The organism is Phocaeicola vulgatus ATCC 8482 (assembly GCF_000012825.1).
GTDB classification, from domain to species: domain Bacteria; phylum Bacteroidota; class Bacteroidia; order Bacteroidales; family Bacteroidaceae; genus Phocaeicola; species Phocaeicola vulgatus.
In genome coordinates this window covers 5,024,044-5,044,703 of sequence record NC_009614.1, presented here as the reverse complement: position 1 = coordinate 5,044,703, position 20,660 = coordinate 5,024,044, and the positions used below count along the sequence as shown (strand labels likewise).

Sequence of the window (20,660 nt, the reverse complement as noted above, 5' to 3'; positions counted from 1 at the left end):
TTGCTTTGCAAGGTTTGTTCTTTATTTGTCGTCACAGACAGACTACAAATTATTTTTTGCTTTTATGTCTGTTCTTTCTTAGTCTTTTTTTACGCTTGTGAGTAGACATTTTGTGTCTTTTTTTCTTCTTTCCGCTTGGCATAGCTTCAAATTTTATGGGTTAATACTCTTGTTTATTATTTCTTTACTGATAATGTAAATGTCTTAGCTGGTTTAAATGCCGGAATATTGTGCTCCGGAATAATGATTGTAGTGTTCTTTGAAATGTTGCGAGCAGTCTTCTGAGCTCTTTTCTTCACTACAAAACTTCCAAAACCACGCAGGTACACATTTTCTTCTTTAGATAATGAATCCTTTACTGTATCCATGAAAGCCTCAAGTGTGGTTAACACTGTCACCTTGTCAATACCGGTATTTTTCGTAATTTCGTTTACGATATCTGCTTTAGTCATTTCGCTAAATAATTATTGTTATACTTATATCTTAATTTTTTGGACTGCAAATATATAGCTTTTCTCCCTCTTTAAGAAATATATTCAGAATAAATTTCCTAAAAAAAGCATCTTCTTCCATTTTCTTGGTTTACTTTTGCGGAAATATTGCATAGAATGCACTTTTATATAATACTGATATGGAGAATTTTAGCAGAAAATTGATAGATTGGTATAGGGAAAACGGGCGTGATTTGCCGTGGAGAAGGACAAAAAATCCTTATTTGATATGGATCTCGGAGATTATTCTACAACAAACTCGTGTGGTTCAGGGATATGATTACTATCAACGTTTTGTGGCCCGTTTTCCTGATGTGTTCGCACTGGCGGCAGCCGATGAGGATGAGGTGATGAAATATTGGCAGGGGCTGGGGTATTATTCCCGTGCGAGAAATTTGCATGCTGCGGCCAGAAGGATGGCAGAGGCAGGAGGATTTCCTGTAACATACACTGGGGTGCGTGCTTTGAAAGGAGTGGGAGAATATACAGCAGCGGCTATTTGTTCATTTGCTTACGGTATGCCATACGCAGTGGTGGACGGTAATGTGTATCGGGTGCTGTCCCGTTGGTTAGGCATTGATACCCCCATTGATTCGGCGGAAGGAAAGAAACTGTTTGTCCGGGTTGCCGATGAGTTGCTGGACCGTGAGCGCCCTGGTCTCTACAACCAGGCTATCATGGATTTTGGAGCTTTGCAGTGTACTCCGGTAGCGCCCGACTGCCTGTTTTGTCCGCTAAACGATTCTTGTGTGGCGCGTCTGAAGGGGATTGCCGGCTCTTTGCCTGTGAAGCAACATAAAAACAAGGTGACTAATCGTTATTTTAATTATATATATGTACGCATGGGCGCGTATACCTTTATACATAAGCGCAGCGGAAATGATATATGGAAAAATTTGTATGAACCGCCTTTGATAGAAACGGATCGTGAGTGGACGGAAGAGGAACTGTATGCATCGCCACAGTTTCGCGAGATGCTGGCCGGAGGAGAGGAGCCCATAGTGCGGCTGGTGCGGAAAGGGGTGAAGCACGTGTTATCCCACCGGGTGATTTACGCAAATTTTTATGAAGTGATTCTCCCTGAGAATTCGGCTTCTTTTGCGAAGTATCAGAGAATAAGCGTGGAAGATTTGCATAAATTTGCCGTATCGCGTTTGGTGAATCAGTTTTTTTCGCTAATTTTGGAGCCTAATAATTAAAAAGGAATAATAGAATGTCAGTAAATAAAGTCATTTTGATTGGAAATGTAGGAAAGGACCCTGATGTGAGATATTTGGATACCGGCATTGCCGTTGCCACTTTCTCGTTGGCCACCACCGATCGTGCCTATACGTTGCAGAATGGAACACAGGTTCCCGAACGTACGGAATGGCATAATATCGTGTTATGGAGAGGACTGGCCCAAACTGCGGAAAAATATGTCCGTAAGGGCGACAAACTCTACATAGAAGGGAAAATCCGCAGCCGTTCATACGATGACCAGAATGGCATAAAACGTACCATTGTCGAGATTTTTGCTGATAATATGGAGATGCTGACCCCGCGTAACACCTCGCAGCAACCGGGTACAGGATATGTACCGCAGGCACAAGCGGTATCCCGGCAGCAGGTGTCTGCACAAGCGGCTCTGCAACAACAGCAAGCCTCGGATAATAGTCTGACGGACGATTTACCTTTTTAATTAAGAGAACTTGATGTTTAACTAAAACCAGATTCCTTGGACCCTGACTCGTATTTATGCCGCTTGGCGGATTTATTTGACGGTGTAACCGTAACAGCTCCTACCATGGGAGCTATCATAGCTATCTTGTTAGCTGTTTTATTGTTGTATGCCTCAGGCTTTGTGTCTGCTTCGGAAATAGCTTTCTTTTCCCTTTCACCTGTTGATTTAAGTGAGATAGAGGAAGGAAAACATACTTCGGACAGGCGTATCAGCGCCCTGCTGAATGATTCCGAACGCTTGTTAGCGACTATTCTTATCTCTAATAATTTTGTCAATGTAACCATTATCATGCTGTGCAATTACTTTTTTGCCAGCACCATACACTTTGGAAATTCCGTGATTCTGGAATTCCTGCTAATAACGGTTGTCCTTACTTTTCTGCTGTTGCTTTTCGGTGAAATCATGCCTAAAATTTATTCGGCACAGAACACGTTGAAGTTTTGCCGTAAGGCAGCTCCTGCCATTTCTTTTTTAAAGAAATTCTTTTCACCTTTGTCGGCATTGCTGGTCCGTTCTTCCTTTTTGGTGAACAGATGTGTGGCAAAAAAGAATTATAATATTTCTGTCGACGAACTTTCACAGGCTTTGGAACTGACGGACAAGAGTGAGATTTCAGAGGAAAGCAATATTTTGGAAGGTATTATCCGTTTTGGTGAGGAAACGGCTAAGGAAGTGATGACTTCCCGGCTGGATATGGTGGACTTGGAAATCAATACTCCTTATTCCGATGTGTTGAAATGTATTGTGGAAAATGCCTATTCCCGTATTCCGGTATATGCCGAATCGCGGGATAATATAAAGGGGATTCTTTATATAAAGGATTTGCTTCCTCATTTGGGCAAGGGCGACAACTTTCGTTGGCAGACATTGGTCCGTCCTGCTTACTTTGTACCTGAAACGAAGATGATTGATGACCTTTTGCGTGATTTTCAGGCGAACAAGATCCATATTGCCATCGTTGTCGATGAGTTTGGAGGTACTTCGGGCATTGTTACAATGGAGGATATCATCGAGGAGATTGTAGGAGAGATTAATGATGAATACGATGATGAAGAGCGTACGTATGTGAAACTGAATGACCGTACCTATATATTCGAGGCAAAAACCTTGCTGTCCGATTTTTATAAGATTATGAAAGCTGATCCCGCTCTTTTCGAGAAAGTGGAAGGAGATGCGGACACTTTGGCCGGTTTGTTGCTGGAAATAAAAGGGGAGTTTCCTGTATTGCACGAGCGGTTAGATTATGGGAATTATCATTTTGAGGTACTTGAAATGAATACGCGCCGCATTTTGAAAGTAAAAGTTATCGTTGACTCTTCCAGCTCCGTGGAAGAAGAAAAGAAATAGATTTTATTATGCCTTTATACCGTACTTATATCGAAGGGGAGTTTCTGCTTGGAATATGGAAGTCTGATGAAACAACGGAACAACTGCTGGCATCATTGGAGCATAAAGACTGGTATAGGGAGAAATTGGCTGTTCTTTCCGAAAAACGGAAGCATGAATGGTTGTCGGTACGTGTGCTGCTGAAGGCTTTGTGTGGAGAAGAAAAGGAGATAGCTTATTACTCTTCGGGAAGGCCTTATCTAAAGGATGGAAGCCGGTATATCAGCATCTCGCATACTCGCGGTTATGTGGCGGTGGCGCTTCATTCTTCCTGTGAGGTGGGAATGGATATAGAGCAGTATGGAACCAGAGTGCGGAAAGTAGCTTCCCGTTTTATTCGTTCCGATGAAGAACCCGCAATGATGGAAGGAGATGAAGTTTATGCTTTATTGCTCCATTGGTCGGCCAAGGAGGCACTGTTCAAACTGATGGGAGTAGAGGAGGTGGATTTCATTCGTCATCTTCGTATTTTTCCTTTCAGCTTGTCGGAAGAGGGGGAGTTCGAGGCATGCGAATATCGTACAGGCCGGCAGGAACGTTATCGGGTCCGTTATGTCACTCATCCCGATTTTGTATTGACTTGGATTATAAAATAATGCTCAGGCGAATCACTTCGGCTGAGCACTCCAAATAAACTTGGCAGAGTTTACTTTAAAATAAATTTTCTTTTTACCTGATATTCTTTTCCGGACAGTGAAACGGAGAAAATAGCGGATGTGTTTAAAGGCATCCCTTACGTTCAGTGTTCCAAGCTCTTTCCTCGAAAGCTTCAGATTTGATAAATGCACAGGCAGGTCTTCTGACTCGTTTCCGCTATAAGCACCTTCCCGGAAATTATCCCAGTGGTTATTGGCATTTTGCTTATGCGTTTAGTGAAACATACAGCAGCGGGACTGTTCAGGATTCTCACCTTGATTCCCTTTTAATCATTCACCTCGGAGGGGAGATAAATGAACCGATGCACTGCAAAGATACAGTTTATATTTAAGAAAACAATTATCTTTCTTTATTTTTTGGAGCCTGTTTAAATTTTGAAGAAAATTTAGAAACAGGCTCTTGTATCCTCTTATTCTTTACTCAATGTAAATATGAATTCCAGACCTCCACCGGGGGTATTTTTAGCGAAGATTGTTCCGCCATGCAGAATGACTGCGTTTTTTACAATAGCTAGTCCCAGTCCGGTACCGCCCAATTTGCGTGAACGTCCTTTGTCCACCCGATAGAAACGCTCGAACAAACGGCTTAGATGTTCGGGTCCTACTCCTACGCCTGTGTCCGAGAAACTGAAATAATAAAAACGTTCGTCTTCACGGAAACAGCGGATGGTTATGGAAATATGAGTTCCTGCGTATGCAATGGCGTTGTCTGTCAGATTCCGGAAGATGGAGTATAGCAGGGAAGAATTGCCTTGTATGGTCAGTCCTTCAGGCAGCATATTGTGGGCTGTGATCTGCTTTTCTTCCAGTTCCAAAGTTACTTCGTTCAGGATATTCCGCATCATGGTGGTGAGGTTTACCGGTTCTGTTTCGATCATGTTCGGAGCTTCTTCCATGCGGGTAAGTACGGAGATATCCCGTAACAGATGTGCCAGCCGGTTACTTTGTGCATAGCTTCTCTCCAGGAAAGCATTGATTTTCTCACGGGGCAGGGTAGGATTGTTTACTATGGTTTCCAGATATCCCTGTATGCTGCTTACAGGGGTTTTCAATTCGTGGGCGATATTCTGTGTCAGCTGTTTTTTCAGAAGTGCCTGTTCCTTTTCCTGAGTGATGTCATTGATGGAGATTTCAAAGCTGTCATCTTGAAAGATAATGCATTCCACGGCAAAGATACGTCCGTTTTTGTCTATGTTCAATGACATCCGTTTCTCTTCTTTGCCGATACTGCGTTCCTTGTTTTTTGTAATGAAACGGGTGATGGGCTGCAATTCGGGGATGGAGAAGATCTCTTCCGTAGAACTCAGATTTTTGTCCGAGATAAGGTTGGCGTATTGTGTGAACAGATTATTTACCAGAATCTCTTCTTTGCGGTGGTTGAATACGCCTAAGCCTTCGTGCGAGATCTGGAGATGGGTGATCAGTTTCTCGCGTTCGATATATAAATCTTCTTTTGCCTGATGCAGACGTTTGTAAATCTGGATGATATGTTGGGATATTTCGCCCAGTTCGTTTTTGGGAAAGGTATCCTGCATATCAGTGTCTATCGGTTCATTGCGGTCGGCTTTCATGGCGAATTGTTGCAATTTGGTGATAGACATTCCCAATTTATGTGTGAATCGGTAGAACACAATTATTAATATCAGGCTGATTATCAGTGTGAACCATACATAATGAGAGTCTGCTTTCAGGTGTCTCATCAGACTGACATTATAGGGAAGGGCTGAACGAATGATATAGTCCAGATTAGGATAATACTTTGCCGAATAGAAAAATTCACCGCCCAGGCTTTCCGATTGTCTGTTAATGGAGTAGCCGCTGCCATAAATGATGGCTTCTTTTATTTCCTGACGGTTATGGTGGTTCTCGAAGTGGCTGGGATCTTTTTCCAGATTGTCATAAATTACAGTACCATTCTTGTTGATCAGTGTCACGCGTAGATCTTCAAAGGTGTGTTCGCAAACATAGTCGTTCAATTGTTGAATATTCAGTGTATCCCTGCCACGGAGAAAATCATTCAGGCGGTCGTTGTAATTCTGGAGTTGTGTGTTCAGCAATTCTATTTTGTATTCCTTCTCCCTGCGATATTGGAATGCCATGAAACAGATGGCGAATGCTATGAATAAGGAAATTACCGACAAGAATAGTTTCTTGTTGAATGACAGGACGTGGCTGGATAATTTAATAGTCATGGAAAGGTACAGGTTAGGTTATTCGCATTCAAAACAGTATCCGTATCCCAGGCGGGTGACGATGCATTTTCCATATTCGCCTATTTTTTTACGCAAGCGGGTAATGTTGACGTCAATGGTACGGTCCAGCACATAGACTTCCTCCTGCCATACTTTAGCCAGAATATCTTCGCGTGAGAATACGCGGCCTTTGTTTTGTAACAACAGCAACAGGATTTCGAATTCTTTTTTTGTCAGGGAAATTTCTATACCGTCTATGCTGACTTTCTTCTTGGTTATGTCGACTAAAAGCCCTTTGTACTGTAATTGTTCTTGCGCTTCTTTTCCCTGTGTAGGACTGGTGCGTCGAAGGACAGCCTTAACGCGTGCTATAACTTCGCGCAGTGAAAATGGCTTCGAGATATAGTCGTCGGCTCCCAAGTTGAACCCTGTTACGGTATCGTTTTCAGTATCTTTAGCAGTAATGAATATAATGGGAATAGAAGCAGTAGCTTTATTCTTTTTCAGCATGTTCGCCATTTTGAATCCTGATATTTCTCCCATCATCACATCCAGCAACAGCAAGTTGTATTGGGTCAGTTCCATCTTCAGGGCTTCTTCGGCAGAGTTTGCCGTGTCCACAAAATACCCTTCGTTTTCTAAATTGAATTTAAGAATCTCGCATAGATCTTCTTCATCGTCAACTACTAAAATGCGGTAATCATTCATATATCCATCTTTTTAATACTACAAAACTAATCTTTTTTGATCAGCATTGCAAAAATGGAGCATTTTTATTACTATTTGATGAAACAAATATTACAAAAAGATTACATGCTATAAAATCGTTAAGTTCTCATCGCAGATTACACCATTTTAATGATTCTGCAATCATCCCGCCGGATGATAATTGGAACGCAATAAATTATGATTTCGTAAACTCTCCGGCTACTGGAATACTCATTTGGTAACGTATTTCTCTTTCACTTTTTCCGTGTCCCAAAAGGAACATCAGTTTGGTTAGAACGGATTCCACCGTACTGTCATAGCCGCTGATGACCCCTGCGTCCAGCAGATGGAGTCCGGTTTCATACCTTCCCATTTCCACTGTTCCGGTAGAGCATTGGGAGATGTTGACAATGATGATTCCCCGTGAGGTGGCATCCCTTAGAAGTTCGATGAACCACGGCTTTTGCGGAGCGTTGCCCGAACCGTAGGTCTTTAATACCACTGCGCGTAATCCCGGTGTATGCAGAATATTGCTGATCATGTTTTCCTGGATGCCCGGAAAAAGGGTCAGTATAATTACATTGGTATCATAAAGATAGTGTGGTTTTAATGGCAGATTGGGATCGGCTTTGTGAATACGGTCATATTCATATTTTATGTGGATGCCTGCTGTTGCCAGCGAAGGGAAATTGTATGAACGGAACGCATTGAAATTCTCCGCATTTATTTTTGTGGTACGGTTTCCGCGCAACAGATGGTTTTCGAAGAAGATGCATACTTCGGGTACAATAGCAGTGCCGTTCGGATGTTTGGCAGCGGCTATTTCTATGGAAGTGATCAGATTTTCCTTTCCATCGGTGCGCAACATGCCGATGGGCAGCTGGCTGCCAGTCAGGATAACCGGCTTGCTCAGGTTTTCCAGCATGAAGCTGAGCGCTGAAGCGGTGTATGCCATGGTGTCTGTACCGTGCAGAATGACGAACCCGTCAAAATTATCATAATTGTATTTGATGATCTTGACTAACTTGGCCCACAAGGCAGGTTCCATATCCGAAGAGTCAATGGGGGGATTGAATTGGTAAGAGGAGATGCGATAGTTGAACCGCTTCAATTCGGGGACATTGTCTTGTAACTGGTCGAAATTAAAGGCTTCTAGTGCACCTGTCTCAGGATTTTCAATCATGCCGATCGTACCGCCTGTGTATATTAGCAAAACGGAAGGATATTCACTCTGTATCATGCGCTTCTCTTGTTTAATTTTGGCACAAAGATAGTAATTATGTATAAGTATGACAAAAATAAGAGAGGGAAATAACAAAATGTTTTTCTTTATAGGTGATAACTGCTTCTGCCGGATGCTGTGGATGGAAGAAGTAGAAAGATCAGGTATAAGATTATAGATCTTACTGCTGCAAGATATATAATCTTATACCTGTAAGATATTATATTTTTCACTTGTATCGCCATGATCTTTCAGGTGGATTTTTGAAGAAGAGGATGTTACGAGTTGTGAAAGGTTAGTTTTTCAAGGCTTCCAGCAGCTTGTCCGCTGCTTTTTCCGTATCTCCGTCTTCTTCATCCAGCAAGGTCACGAATTTACTGCCGATGATGGCTCCTGCGGCATGAGCGGATGCGGTTTCGAAGGTTTGCTTATTGGAAATTCCGAAACCTATCATGCGGGGATTGCGTAAATTCATGTCGGCGATGCGTTGGAAATAGGCTTGTTTCTGTGCGTTGAAATCTTTTTGAGCACCGGTGATAGCGGCGGAAGATACCATATAGATAAAACCGTCGGTATGTTCATCAATCAGGCGGATACGTTCTTCACTGGTTTCCGGAGTGATGAGCATGATGATTCTCACATCTTGTTCCTCGGCTATGGAACGATATTCCTCCATATAATCTTTGAAAGGCAAGTCGGGGATAATCACTCCGTCGATTCCCGTCTCCCGGCAAGTGCGGCAGAAATCCTTGAATCCATATTGCATGATGGGATTGAGATATCCCATCAGCACCAGCGGAATCTGTACTTCTTTACGGATATCTTTCAGTTGGTCGAAAAGGAGCTTCAGTGTCATGCCATTTTTCAAGGCGCGGGTGGCGGCGTGCTGGATAACGGGACCGTCAGCCATCGGGTCACTGAAAGGAATGCCGATTTCAATCATGTTAATCCCTTTTTTTTCCAGGACTTTGATGGTGCTTGCCGTACCTTCTAAGGTAGGAAAGCCTGCACAAAAATAAATAGATAGGATGTCTTTTTGCTTGGTACTGAATAACTGGTTGATTCTGTTCATTGTATTTTTTGTTTTAATTGGTTTATAAATGTGTGGACGGCGGCGTCGTCTTTCAGAGCCGGAGCGGTCTCGAATCCGCTGTTCAGGTCGATACCTGCCCATTGTTCATGCTTGAATTGCAACAAAAGGGAAAGACTGCCGGGACGGAGACCGCCACTCAGCAGGAAAGGCGTCTTTCCCCGATAGGCTTGCAGGATATTCCAGTTGAAGGTTTTGCCGGAGCCGCCATATCCGGAGCAGGCAGTGTCGAAAAGAAAGTAATCGCAAACGCCCTCATAACAACCGGCGGATTGCAGGTCACTTTCCTGTGCTATGGAAAAAACTTTAATGACTCCCAGTCCGGCGGCTTTTAATTTGCGGCATTGTTCCGGTGTCTCCCTGCCATGCAATTGGATATGGTGCAGACCGAATTCCTGTGCTTTCAGCAGGATGTTTTCGCTGCTTTCGTTGACGAAGACCCCGATCCGGTGGCATTGTTCCGGTAGGTATTCCGGACGATGTGATACGTAGCGGGCAGATTGGGGGAAGAAGATGAAGCCCATCCAGTCTGCTCCGGCTTGCTCTATGGCGCGTATGTTTTCGGGCTCGCGCATACCGCATACCTTGATAATCATTGTTGCTTCATCCTAACATTTCTCTAGTTGGGTTATAAATTCTTTTAAGGCTTCTCCCGGTGCGGGTGTTTTCATGAAGTTTTCCCCTATCAGGAAGCCTCGGAAGCCGGCAGCCCGGAGTTGTTTGACTGTTTCGGGGCTGGAGATGCCGCTTTCAGAGATCCGGAGCATTTCTTCGGGTAGTTTTTCCGCCAGACGGAAAGAGTTTTCCACCTCTGTGTGGAAGCTTCCCAGATTACGGTTGTTGACTCCCACCATGTCAATGTTCTCGTCTATATATTCCAGTTCTTGCTCGTTGTGGATTTCCAGCAGGACTTCCAGTTCCAGTTCATGGGCTTTGAGGGCTAGGGCTTTGCATTGCTCTTTCTTCAAAGCGGCGGCTATAAGAAGGATAGCGTCCGCTCCTACGATGCGTGCCTGATAAAGTTGGTATTCATCTATAATGAAATCTTTCCTTAGAATGGGAAGTTGCACGTGGGGGCGTGCCGAACGGATATCTTTCAGGCTGCCGCCGAAGTATTTTTCATCGGTGAGGATGGAAAGTGCGGAGGCTCCGGCCGCTTCGTAAGCGGGAGGAATGGTATCTGCCTGTGCGTCTTCTTTTATCCATCCTTTGGAGGGAGAGCGACGCTTGAACTCGGAGATGATGCCGTAAGGAGAAGAGGCAAGACTGGCACGCATACTGATACGTGGCATGGGTTCGTTACAATTGTTTATCAGCATTTCTTTGCTGATGGCAGCCTTTTGCAGTTCGATCTCGATTTGCTTGCAGGCGATGATTTCTGTTAATATATCTGTCATTGTATGAGGCGTTTGGTAGTGGAATACCGGGTGTGTAGTCAACTGTTCAGTTCCACAAATTTTTTCAATGTATTCAATGCTTTTCCGCTTTCCAATGATTCACGGGCGATGGCCACGCATTCTTCTATCGGTTTGGCCGGTTCCATGGCTTGTATGGCAAAAGAAGCGTTAATCAGTACACAGTCTGTCTGGGCTTTGGTGGCTTTGTTCTCCAGTACGTTATTGAAGATTTTCGACGCTTCTTCGGGAGTGTTCCCACCATAAAGCTCTTCTTGTCTGGCGAGAGAGAAGCCTAGTTCGGATGGCTTGTAGATGGTTTCGTAGCGATTGGTCATCACTTTGAATTCATCGGTCAGTGAGATTTCGTCGTAACCGTCCAGGTTGTTTACTACGGCAAAGCCAATGCCCAGTTTTTGGAACACGTTGGTATAAAGGCGCATTTGCGGCAGATCGGCGACTCCTAGAAGTTGGTAAGCCGGAAGACATGGATTAACCAGCGGACCTAGCAGGTTGAATATGGTACGTACTTGCAGTGCTTTGCGGACAGGGCCTACACTTTTCATGGCAGGATTGAACAACTGGGCATGCATATAGACCATTCCACATTCTTCCATAGAACGGGTCAGCTTATCCGGATTGTTCGTGAATTTTACACCGTGTTGTTCGATGACATTGCTGGCTCCGCTGACGGAAGTCGCGCCATAGTTGCCGTGTTTGGCAACATGATATCCGGCTCCTGCTACAATGAAGCAGGCGCAAGTAGAGATATTGAAGGTATTTTTTCCATCACCGCCTGTGCCCACAATGTCAATAGGGGTGTAAGCGGAAAAGTCTATAGGTATGCGGGTGGTGAGCAATGCTTCACGGAAACCTATCAATTCTTCTACTTTGATGCCGCGCATTTGGAAAACGGTCAGCAGGGCGGCTATCTGTGCGTCGTTATACATTCCCCGGGTTATGTTGAGCAGCAAATTCTTTGCTTCTTTTCGGGTCAGTTCCTCGTGATTGAAGAGGCGGGATAATATAGCTTTCATATTTATTATGTACGGTTGGGGTTATGCGTTTAGAAAGTTGGCTATCATGGCTTTACCATCGGGGGTTAGTACGGATTCGGGATGAAACTGGATGCCGTGGATATCGTATTCTTTATGTTTCAATGCCATGACGAGACCTTCCTGGCTTACTGCGGTTATTTCAAGGCACTCAGGGAAACCGTCCGTATCTACCACCCATGAGTGATAACGTCCTACCGGCACTTCATCCGGCAGTCCGTTGAAAATGTAATCGGTTTTCTTTCCTTTGTCTTTTGATTGGTTCTTTTTAATTGAGATGGGGGTCTGTACGCCATGAAATACTTCGCTCAGATTGGTCAGTTTGCCGCCAAAAGCTTCTCCTATGGCCTGTTCTCCCAAGCATACACCCAGAATCGGTTTCTTGCCGGCATATCTTTTAATTACTTCGAGCAGCAGGCCTGCTTCTGATGGAATACCGGGACCGGGTGAAAGAATGATTTTATCGAATTTTTCCAATTCTTCCAGTTGGAAAGCATCGTTACGTAATACGGTAACTTCGGCTCCCAGTTCTTTTACCAAATGACTCAAATTGTAGGTAAATGAGTCATAGTTGTCTATAATTACTGTTTTCATGATGATTCGTTTTTACATTTGTTCTGCCAGGATGATTGCTTTTTTAAGTGCTCCCAGTTTGTTGTTTACTTCTTGTAATTCGTACTCTTCATTGCTCTTAGCTACGATGCCGCCACCGGCTTGAAACCATAGTTCGTTGTTGCGGCTGACGAATGTACGAATGGTGATAGCTTGGTTCAATGTGCCGTTCAGCCCGATAAATCCGATGCAACCTCCATAGGCTCCACGGCTGTGAGGTTCGTATTCGCTGATCAGCTGCATGGCTTTTACCTTCGGAGCGCCACTCAGGGTTCCGGCCGGGAAAGTATCAATAAATGCTTTGATGGGATTGGCTTTGGGGTTCAGTTCGCCGCTGACCCGGCTTACCAGATGAATGACGTGGCTGTAATATTGAGCTTCTTTGTAAAATTCTACTTGTACATCGTGACAGTTGCGGCTCAAGTCATTGCGTGCCAGATCTACCAGCATTACATGTTCCGCATTTTCTTTGGGATCAGCCAATAGGTTGGCGGTGAGTTCAGCATCTATTTTCTTGTCTCCGTTGCGGCGGGTGGTTCCGGCGATAGGGTCAATGGTGGCACGCCCGTTTTCTATTTTACAATGGGTTTCGGGAGAGGAACCAAAAATACGGAAGCCTCCGAAATCGAAGTAAAATAAGTAGGGGGACGGGTTGATGCTGCGTAAAGCACGGTAAAGTTTGAAATCATCTCCTTCGTAACGTTGGATAAAACGGCGTGAAAGGACGATTTGGAAAACATCGCCGCGCATACAGTGGGCAATGCCTTTGCGGATGTTCGCCTTATGTTCTTCATCGGTCAGGGTACTGGTGGTTTCGCCCACGGCACGGAAGTCGTAAGTAGTATAGTTACGGTTGTGGATCGCTTTTTCCACATAATCCAGATGGCTGTCCTCACCGTCCTGCAACATTTCCAGTAATAACATTTCGTTGCGGAAGTCATTGAAGACAATCAGGTATTTATATAAGATATACAACATATCCGGAGCATCGTTCTTAGGATCACGGCTGTCTTTTACATTGATATGTTCGAAATAGCGTACGGCATTGAAAGTGGTATAGCCATACAGTCCGCAGTAGTTGTTGTATTCTCCGCTTACCTTGAAACGATTCAGAAAATCGGAGATCGCATGGTCTGCCCGGAAATGTTCGCTGATGGGATGTTCTTCTATGCTGCCGTCAGGGTAGGTGGCAGTGGCTGTGCCATGATTGATTCCGATGCTGGCTACAGGATTCAGTCCGATGAAAGAACGGTTGTTCTCACTTCCATGATAGTCGGAACTTTCCATCAGTGCACTCTGTGGGAAAATGTCGCGCACTTTCAGATAGGTACTGACCGGTGTATGCAGGTCACCCAGTATGGTTTTGCATCGGGTGGTATAGGTAAAAGTTTTCATTGTTTCTTTTCTGTTTATAGTTGTCCGTATAGGGTTTTTGCTCTCATGGGTTTCTATGTGTTATTGCAAGGAGGTCCTTGTGCCGGATTCTTTCAAGTAGGTTTCAATATCCTTATCTCCGCGTCCTGATACGGTGAGAACCACTATATCCGTTGGCTTGAATCTCATTTTGTCCAATGCTCCCAATGCATGAGCCGATTCCAATGCAGGAATGATACCTTCCAGCCGGGTCAGCTCAAATGCGGCACGGATGGCTTCATCATCGTTTATGGCGAGTACCAAAGCGCGTTGCTGTTTGGCCAGATTGGCATGCATGGGTCCTATGCCCGGATAATCCAGACCGGCAGAAATGGAGTAAGGTTCCTCTATTTGTCCGTCCTCGTTTTGGATAACCAAGGTCTTTGCTCCGTGGATAATTCCCATTTTCCCCAGTTGGATGGTAGCGGCCGAGAAACCGGTGTCTATACCTTTGCCTCCTGCCTCGGCCAGGACAATCTGCACACGTTCATCATCTATATAGTGATAAATGGTTCCTGCCGCATTGCTTCCTCCTCCTACACAAGCCATCAAGTAATCGGGATATTCCCTTCCTTCCTGTTCTTTCAGCTGCTTTTTGATTTCTTCGCTGATAACGGATTGCAGACGTGCCACCATATCAGGGTAGGGATGAGGGCCTACGGTAGAGCCGATGACATAGTAAGTATCGGCAGGGTGGCAACACCAGTCGCGGATGGCTTCGTTTGTAGCATCTTTCAGTGTCATGTTGCCGGAAGTGACCGGGCGGACTTCGGCTCCCAGCATTTTCATCTTTTCTACATTGATATGCTGGCGTTCTACATCGGTCTTGCCCATGTAAACAATGCATTGCATGTTCATCAAAGCGCATACCGTAGCGGTGGCCACCCCATGCTGTCCAGCTCCGGTTTCTGCAATGATACGTTTTTTCCCCATACGTTTTGCCAGTAACACCTGTCCGATGGCATTATTGATTTTATGTGCTCCGGTGTGGTTTAAATCTTCACGTTTCAGGTAGATCTTACAGCCATATTTCTTGCTTAGCCGGTTTGCCAGGTAAAGAGGTGAAGGGCGTCCTACATAGTCGCGTAGTAACTGGTGGAATTCTTGTTTGAATCCTTCACTTTCCAATACTTTGGAATAGGCATTCTGCAATTCTTCCACACAGCGGTGAAGGATTTCGGGAATATACGCCCCTCCAAATTCGCCATAATAACCTTCTTTGTTTACCTGATAAGTTTTCATTGTCGTTCTATATTTTAATGTTAATTGCACTAACGAAAAAAGGCCTGTCGTAAGTACGACAGGCCTTCAGTTTGAATATCCTTTTAGAATGTCAGGTATATATACATGGTCTGGTTCCCTTACGACTTGTTTAGTTGTAAGAAACGCCACCAATATGTATTTACCATGATTCTATTCATAAAATCTGTTTTTATTTTGGGACAAATGTAAGCGTTTTGTTTTAAACTCCAAAGAAAAACTTACTTTTTTTTTATTTATTTGCAGCTTCGTGTATTTTCCCTTTCACTTCTTCCACTTTCTCACCTACTTTTCCGGCTACTTCACTGCTTACTTCTTCTGCTTTATGTTTTGCATGATGAGCCAGGTCTTTTGCATCTTCTTGTAAGTCCTGAATGGCATCATACACGTCTCTTCTCAATTTGCGACCTCTGTTGCTGTGCGCAAAACAACTTAATGCACTGCCGACCAGCGCTCCTAGTGCCAGTCCGGCAAAGAATTTTCCATTATTCATAATCTTATTACTTTAAATTGGTTTTATAAATGAACATTTCGGGTGGCGGAATGGTTTTAATACATCAGTTAATAAATCATTAAAATGAAGTGTATGAAACGTAAACTTTGGATAAGAATAGGTGCCGTGTTGTTGGCAGGATTGCTGTTATGGTGGCTCTTTTGGGCTATTTTGATCGATGAGGACGAGAATGAACAAAGTCTGCCTGAAACAGAACAGATAGAGTGATTTGTCATAAGACAAAAGGATGATCTTCAGGCATGGGTACGAAAGAATAGATTGGAATAGTCGGTATAACATTCTGTTTGCTAAAGTCTATAGAACAATAGAATTAGTTCTAAGCTTATGGCAGGAAAATTTGTTTTGGCTTTCTTTTTTTGTTCTTTTGTTCTTCTGTCTGAAAATTAATATCCATTTTGCATCTGTCTTCTCAGAAATAATCAGTATATTCGCTTCATTAACCAATTAGACATGATTGAATATGAAAACAATGAATTATTCTATAATCAGATGTATCTGTGCGTTGGTCATCGGTGTGTTGCTGGTGGCATGGCCTGAGGCTGCCATTCTTTATCTGGTTATTACAATCGGTGTGTTGTTTCTAGTACCGGGACTCTTTTCTTTATCCGGGTATTTGATTCGTGGCAAGCAGGATGGCAGTCGTTTTCCTATTGCCGGGCTTGGCAGCCTTTTGTTCGGATTATGGCTGATGATTATGCCGGCATTTTTTGTCGGTATCCTGATGTATGTGCTGGGTGCTGTTTTGGTACTGGCGGGAATCAGTCAGATTGTGAATTTATCTGCTGCGCGTAGTTGGACGGTGGTACCGGGAGGTTTCTTTGTGATACCTGTGTTGGTGCTGATTGCAGGTATTGTGGTATTATTTAATCCATTTACGGCTGCTGCTGTTCCATTCATCATTCTGGGAGTGAGCAGCATTGTATACGGACTGTCCGATTTGATAAACATCATCCGCTTCCGTCAGAAGAAAGAACCGGGGATGCCTGAAATAGAGGATATTACTCCTATAGAAGAGATAAAAGACTAATCCGATTGATATGAAAACACGAGGAAGCTATATTTTATATCTTTTGATTTTATGTGTGGTTGTAGGTTGTAAGGGAACTTCTTCACCTTCCACCGCGTCCGAAACGGATGAGTATGCCGGAACATGTGAGGGGGAAAAAGCGAAAGCTATTTTGTGGGTGGATTATAAAAGAGGACGTAAGATAACGGACGGGACTCCGATAAGAACGGTAAAGGTTTATGCGGATGTTCATGCCGATGGAAGTCTGAAAGTGCTTTCCTGGTGTAAAAAGCAGCCGATGAAGGTAGAAAATTACTTATTGAAAAGAGTGGAAGTTTACCGGATCAGGAAAGAAATATTCGAAGGGGGATATCTGAAACCGGGGGAACAGTATTTGCAGTTACGCTATCTGCCGGGAGAGGTGAAATAATATGTTGTAGGAAGCATTGAAAATCGTAGGAAAAGGTTTTTGTTTCTTTTATATTTCGTATCTTTGTGTAACACAAATTGTTAGAAATATGAAGAAACAAATCTTATTGTCTTGTGCACTTGCCTGGGCTGTGATGGCAGGTGCTGAAACGATTGACATTACTACTTTCCGTTATGCCGGCCCCTACGTTGTACAGGCCCCTTTTCAGGTGGACAGCGTGGATGTGAATTCAAAGACTTTTGTATCCGGACGTCTGTTGGACACTCATCTTTCTGTGGACGTATTGCAACAGGGAACTTTATTTACAGGCGGGGTTTTGCCGGGAAGTGACTCGGGATATGCCTTGCACATGATGGGTTTTGTGTTGGAGAATACTCGTTATGCCACAGCCAAGCTGAAGATTGACGGGCTGAAAAGATACCAGCTTTATGTAGATGGAAAGAAGCAGGAAGGAACTGAACTCGCTTTGGAGCCGGCCACCCATTCTGTAGTTATTAAATATCTTTCTGAAGCAGGGAAAACAGATTCCTTGAAAGTGAGTGTGGATACGGATCAAGAGGGAAGCATTTCACTTAAGCAAGATAACAAAAAGCTATATACTTTGGCGGATGTGTTGCATGGAACTCGTTTTGCCGGAGTAGGGCTTTCCCCTGATGGCAGATATTTGATTGCCAATTATCGTACGACTTATGTAGGTGGTCGGTCAGCCGGTAGTACGCGCATTACTGAACTTGCCAGCGGTAAGGTTTTGGCGGAGCGTACTGAAAATATGCAATGGATGCCTCGTTCTAACCGTTATTATTATACCCGTACGGGGGTGGATGGCAGGCAGCTGATAGTTGTGGATCCGCTTACCGGAATGGAAACTGTGCTGGTGAATAAATTACCTGACGGGTATTTCCAGTTCGCACCTACGGAAGACTACCTGCTTTTCACCATGACCCAGGAAGGTCCGAAAGAACGTAAAGAAATTTATGAGGTCCTGGAACCGGATGATCGCCAGCCGGGGTGGCGTAACCGTTCTTATCTGGCTAAATATGATTTGAAGACCGGTTTGTTGCAGCCACTGACTTTCGGTTATCACAATGTCTGGGCTGCCGATATTTCCAATGACGGCCGGTATCTTTTGATGATGACCAGTCAGAGCCGTCTGACCAAGCGTCCTACTACTTTATTCTCACTATATCGGTTGGATATGCAGACTTTACAGGCGGAACTGCTGATAGATAAAGATGGTTTTATCAGTGGAGCCCGTTTTTCACCTGACGGAACGCAGGTATTGGTATCCGGCTCGCCTGAATCGCTGGGTGGAATAGGGAAAAATGTAAAGGAGGGGCAGACTCCGAGTATGACGGACGGTCAGCTTTATTTGCTGAATATAGCTGATAAGAGAGTCACTCCGCTGACGAAAGATTTTAATCCCAGCGTACAGCGTGCCGTGTGGAATAAGGCCGACGGGCAAATATATTTCACGGCCGAGAACCGTGACTGTTACAGTTTGTACCGGATGAATCCCGCTGATGGGAAAATTCAGCAACTGGAGGTTTCAGAAGATTTGGTCAACTCATTCTCATTGGCGCAAAATGCTCCGGTTATGGTCTATTATGGACAGAGCGCCTCAAATTCCGACCGTTTATACACCATGAATACCAAAAAGATGAAATCATCTTTGTTGGAAGACTTAAGTAAAGACATATTGAAAGATGTGGAGCTGGGCGAATGCAAGGCCTGGAGTTTTACCAATTCTCGTGGTGATACCATTTATGGTCGTTATTACCTGCCGCCTCATTTTGACGCCAACCGGAAATATCCTATGATTGTGAATTATTATGGTGGGTGCAGTCCGGTCAGCCGTAATTTCGAAAGCCGTTATCCGCATCATGCATACGCGGCATTGGGCTATGTGGTGTATGTGATAGAACCTAGCGGTGCTACCGGTTTCGGACAGGAATTTTCTGCCCGCCACGTCAATACAGCTGGGGAAGGGGTGGCACAGGATATCATAGAAGGTACAAAGCAGTTTTGTAAAGAACATGCTTTTGTCAATGACAAGAAAATAGGCTGTATAGGTGCATCCTATGGCGGCTTCATGACACAATACCTGCAAACACAGACCGATATTTTTGCAGCGGCCATCTCTCATGCCGGTATCAGTGATCATACCAGTTATTGGGGGGAAGGATATTGGGGATATTCGTACAGTGAAGTTTCCATGGCGAATAGTTATCCGTGGAGCAATCCTGATCTTTTTGTAAAACAAAGCCCGTTGTTCAATGCGGACAAGATACATACGCCTTTGCTGTTCTTGCACGGTGATGCGGATGTGAATGTACCGGTGGGAGAGAGCATTCAGATGTTTACAGCACTGAAGTTACTGGGGCGCGAAACGGCTTTTGTGGCTGTAACGGGACAAGATCATCATATAGTGGATTATGGCAAGAGGATTCAGTGGCAGAACACGATTTTTGCCTGGTTTGCCAAATGGTTGCAGGATGATGCGACTTGGTGGAACGCTATTTATAAGCCGAAGGCTTTATAGATGAATAATAAAAGAAGGTGCGTCGTAATGTGAACTGCACCTTCTTTTTATGTTTGTTATACCGATTCATTGATAATTTCCCAGCCATTAATTTTTATACTCACAGGAATATAATCGTTGAATGATATTTCAATGGTAAAGTCATGATTGTAGTCGAAATCAATGTAAGGTTTTTTTTGCAGCAGTTTGCCTATAAGATTTTCATCATAACGGATGACTCCTGTATCATCTGAAATCTTCAGTCGTGGCTCTCTGTTTTTATCCAGCTTCATTACCGTGAAATCGGCTATGAGAGAAGATGTGGTGTTTGATGGATTTGAGTAGGTGGGAAGATAAGTAATTTTTTCATCATCGGCATACTGCAAGAAAGAGTCATATTTCCCATTGTTGTCTTCAATATAGATGATATGTTTCTTTTTATCATTCAAATTATGGACGATAACTTGGATATGGTTGGTGATTTGTTTTAAGTCAATCCATACAATGTTTTCTTTTCCTTCTCTGATTTTCACAATGTCATGTATTCCATGATAGAGCAGACTAGGCTGGTTGATAGTTTGATTGTCTTTTTCACGTTTCAGAGATAAAAAGAAATCGTGTATGTCAGTCTGTTGTGGAATGCATGCGGACAATTGGTAACAGGTTTCATCATAACCTGTCCAGGCTACGAATTGATAGCTGCCTTGTTTGAAAGGCAGTTTCATGGTGTAGTCGTCATTAACTTGATTTAATGAGTCATTTATTTGGGAAACGAATGTTCCTTTGTCATCAAAAATAAAAACAGCCAGCATGGCGTTTGGAGGGAACTCTGTTTGCTGATGTATGCTTTTGTTTGTTGCGTAGCGGAATTTGAGTCCCAGGACTGTATAGTCCTGAGAACAGCAACATTCATTCTCTTTAATGCAATTGGTTAGAACAAATAACAACAGAACAAGAGATGCCAGTTTCAATCTGATTTTCATTTTGTTA

The 20,660-nt window shown here is 43.8% G+C and carries 21 protein-coding genes and 1 riboswitch; of the genes, 8 read left to right on the top strand and 13 right to left on the bottom strand.

What is annotated here, in order from left to right; genetic code table 11:
- Positions 1-176: 176 nt before the first annotated feature.
- Positions 177-452 carry an HU family DNA-binding protein gene (locus tag BVU_RS20565; protein WP_005839749.1) on the bottom strand — a complete coding sequence of 92 codons (276 nt, stop codon included), beginning with the start codon at positions 450-452 and terminating at the stop codon, positions 177-179.
- A gap of 179 nt (positions 453-631) precedes the next feature.
- On the opposite strand from BVU_RS20565, the gene mutY reads away from it, so the two are divergent.
- The 4 genes from mutY to BVU_RS20545 are packed head-to-tail and all read left to right on the top strand — an operon-like array spanning position 632 to position 4,196.
- Positions 632-1,690: an A/G-specific adenine glycosylase gene (mutY, locus tag BVU_RS20560; protein ID WP_005839751.1), complete on the top strand. Its 1,059-nt coding sequence runs from the start codon at positions 632-634 to the stop codon at positions 1,688-1,690.
- A gap of 14 nt (positions 1,691-1,704) precedes the next feature.
- Positions 1,705-2,172, top strand: coding sequence for a single-stranded DNA-binding protein (locus BVU_RS20555; RefSeq protein ID WP_005839754.1), 468 nt, complete (start codon positions 1,705-1,707; stop codon positions 2,170-2,172).
- 36 nt (positions 2,173-2,208) lie between these two features.
- Positions 2,209-3,561, top strand: coding sequence for a gliding motility-associated protein GldE (gene gldE, locus BVU_RS20550; RefSeq protein WP_032945280.1), 1,353 nt, complete (start codon positions 2,209-2,211; stop codon positions 3,559-3,561).
- 8 nt (positions 3,562-3,569) lie between these two features.
- Positions 3,570-4,196, top strand: a complete 627-nt coding sequence (locus BVU_RS20545) for a 4'-phosphopantetheinyl transferase family protein (protein ID WP_005839759.1) — start codon at positions 3,570-3,572, stop codon at positions 4,194-4,196.
- 175 nt (positions 4,197-4,371) lie between these two features.
- Positions 4,372-4,575: riboswitch (cobalamin riboswitch) on the bottom strand.
- 91 nt (positions 4,576-4,666) lie between these two features.
- Here the strand turns inward: BVU_RS20545 and BVU_RS20535 are convergent.
- The 11 genes from BVU_RS20535 to BVU_RS20485 all read right to left on the bottom strand — a co-directional run bounded on the left by BVU_RS20535 (position 4,667) and on the right by BVU_RS20485 (position 15,695).
- Complete coding sequence (locus BVU_RS20535; protein ID WP_012056010.1) at positions 4,667-6,448, bottom strand: sensor histidine kinase; 1,782 nt, start codon at positions 6,446-6,448, stop codon at positions 4,667-4,669.
- An 18-nt stretch (positions 6,449-6,466) separates the two neighbouring features.
- Positions 6,467-7,156 (bottom strand): response regulator transcription factor, encoded by a 690-nt coding sequence (locus tag BVU_RS20530; protein ID WP_005839770.1) that lies wholly within the window; start codon positions 7,154-7,156, stop codon positions 6,467-6,469.
- Between the two features lie 196 nt (positions 7,157-7,352).
- Positions 7,353-8,396 carry an asparaginase gene (locus tag BVU_RS20525; RefSeq protein WP_005839772.1) on the bottom strand — a complete coding sequence of 348 codons (1,044 nt, stop codon included), beginning with the start codon at positions 8,394-8,396 and terminating at the stop codon, positions 7,353-7,355.
- A gap of 277 nt (positions 8,397-8,673) precedes the next feature.
- Positions 8,674-9,450: a tryptophan synthase subunit alpha gene (gene trpA, locus BVU_RS20520; protein ID WP_012056009.1), complete on the bottom strand. Its 777-nt coding sequence runs from the start codon at positions 9,448-9,450 to the stop codon at positions 8,674-8,676.
- Positions 9,447-10,064 carry a phosphoribosylanthranilate isomerase gene (locus BVU_RS20515; protein ID WP_012056008.1) on the bottom strand — a complete coding sequence of 206 codons (618 nt, stop codon included), beginning with the start codon at positions 10,062-10,064 and terminating at the stop codon, positions 9,447-9,449. Before BVU_RS20515 ends, trpA begins: the two co-directional genes overlap by 4 nt.
- Before the next feature lie 12 nt (positions 10,065-10,076).
- A complete protein-coding gene (gene trpC / locus BVU_RS20510) occupies positions 10,077-10,865 on the bottom strand; it encodes an indole-3-glycerol phosphate synthase TrpC (protein ID WP_005851346.1) in 789 nt (262 codons plus the stop codon).
- A 38-nt stretch (positions 10,866-10,903) separates the two neighbouring features.
- Entirely contained in the window at positions 10,904-11,899 is a 996-nt protein-coding gene (gene trpD / locus BVU_RS20505) for an anthranilate phosphoribosyltransferase (RefSeq protein ID WP_005839783.1), read from the bottom strand.
- A 21-nt stretch (positions 11,900-11,920) separates the two neighbouring features.
- Complete coding sequence (locus BVU_RS20500; RefSeq protein WP_005839785.1) at positions 11,921-12,511, bottom strand: anthranilate synthase component II; 591 nt, start codon at positions 12,509-12,511, stop codon at positions 11,921-11,923.
- A gap of 12 nt (positions 12,512-12,523) precedes the next feature.
- Positions 12,524-13,924 carry an anthranilate synthase component I family protein gene (locus BVU_RS20495; RefSeq protein ID WP_005839788.1) on the bottom strand — a complete coding sequence of 467 codons (1,401 nt, stop codon included), beginning with the start codon at positions 13,922-13,924 and terminating at the stop codon, positions 12,524-12,526.
- A 60-nt stretch (positions 13,925-13,984) separates the two neighbouring features.
- A complete protein-coding gene (trpB, locus tag BVU_RS20490) occupies positions 13,985-15,184 on the bottom strand; it encodes a tryptophan synthase subunit beta (RefSeq protein WP_005839791.1) in 1,200 nt (399 codons plus the stop codon).
- A 250-nt stretch (positions 15,185-15,434) separates the two neighbouring features.
- A complete protein-coding gene (locus tag BVU_RS20485) occupies positions 15,435-15,695 on the bottom strand; it encodes a YtxH domain-containing protein (protein ID WP_005839794.1) in 261 nt (86 codons plus the stop codon).
- A 93-nt stretch (positions 15,696-15,788) separates the two neighbouring features.
- Here BVU_RS20485 and BVU_RS22960 point away from each other — a divergent pair, with 93 nt between their 5' ends.
- The 4 genes from BVU_RS22960 to BVU_RS20470 all read left to right on the top strand — a co-directional run bounded on the left by BVU_RS22960 (position 15,789) and on the right by BVU_RS20470 (position 19,691).
- Positions 15,789-15,923 carry a hypothetical protein gene (locus BVU_RS22960; RefSeq protein WP_255323745.1) on the top strand — a complete coding sequence of 45 codons (135 nt, stop codon included), beginning with the start codon at positions 15,789-15,791 and terminating at the stop codon, positions 15,921-15,923.
- Between the two features lie 253 nt (positions 15,924-16,176).
- Positions 16,177-16,743, top strand: coding sequence for an HdeD family acid-resistance protein (locus BVU_RS20480; RefSeq protein ID WP_005839797.1), 567 nt, complete (start codon positions 16,177-16,179; stop codon positions 16,741-16,743).
- A gap of 10 nt (positions 16,744-16,753) precedes the next feature.
- A complete protein-coding gene (locus BVU_RS20475) occupies positions 16,754-17,152 on the top strand; it encodes a DUF4891 domain-containing protein (RefSeq protein ID WP_005851356.1) in 399 nt (132 codons plus the stop codon).
- An 88-nt stretch (positions 17,153-17,240) separates the two neighbouring features.
- Positions 17,241-19,691: a S9 family peptidase gene (locus BVU_RS20470; protein ID WP_005839804.1), complete on the top strand. Its 2,451-nt coding sequence runs from the start codon at positions 17,241-17,243 to the stop codon at positions 19,689-19,691.
- 56 nt (positions 19,692-19,747) lie between these two features.
- Here BVU_RS20470 and BVU_RS20465 read toward each other — a convergent pair whose 3' ends face one another.
- The gene (locus BVU_RS20465) at positions 19,748-20,653 is read right to left on the bottom strand and encodes a FimB/Mfa2 family fimbrial subunit (RefSeq protein WP_012056007.1); all 906 of its coding nucleotides are present in this window, start codon (positions 20,651-20,653) and stop codon (positions 19,748-19,750) included.
- Between the last annotated feature and the right edge of the window lie 7 nt (positions 20,654-20,660).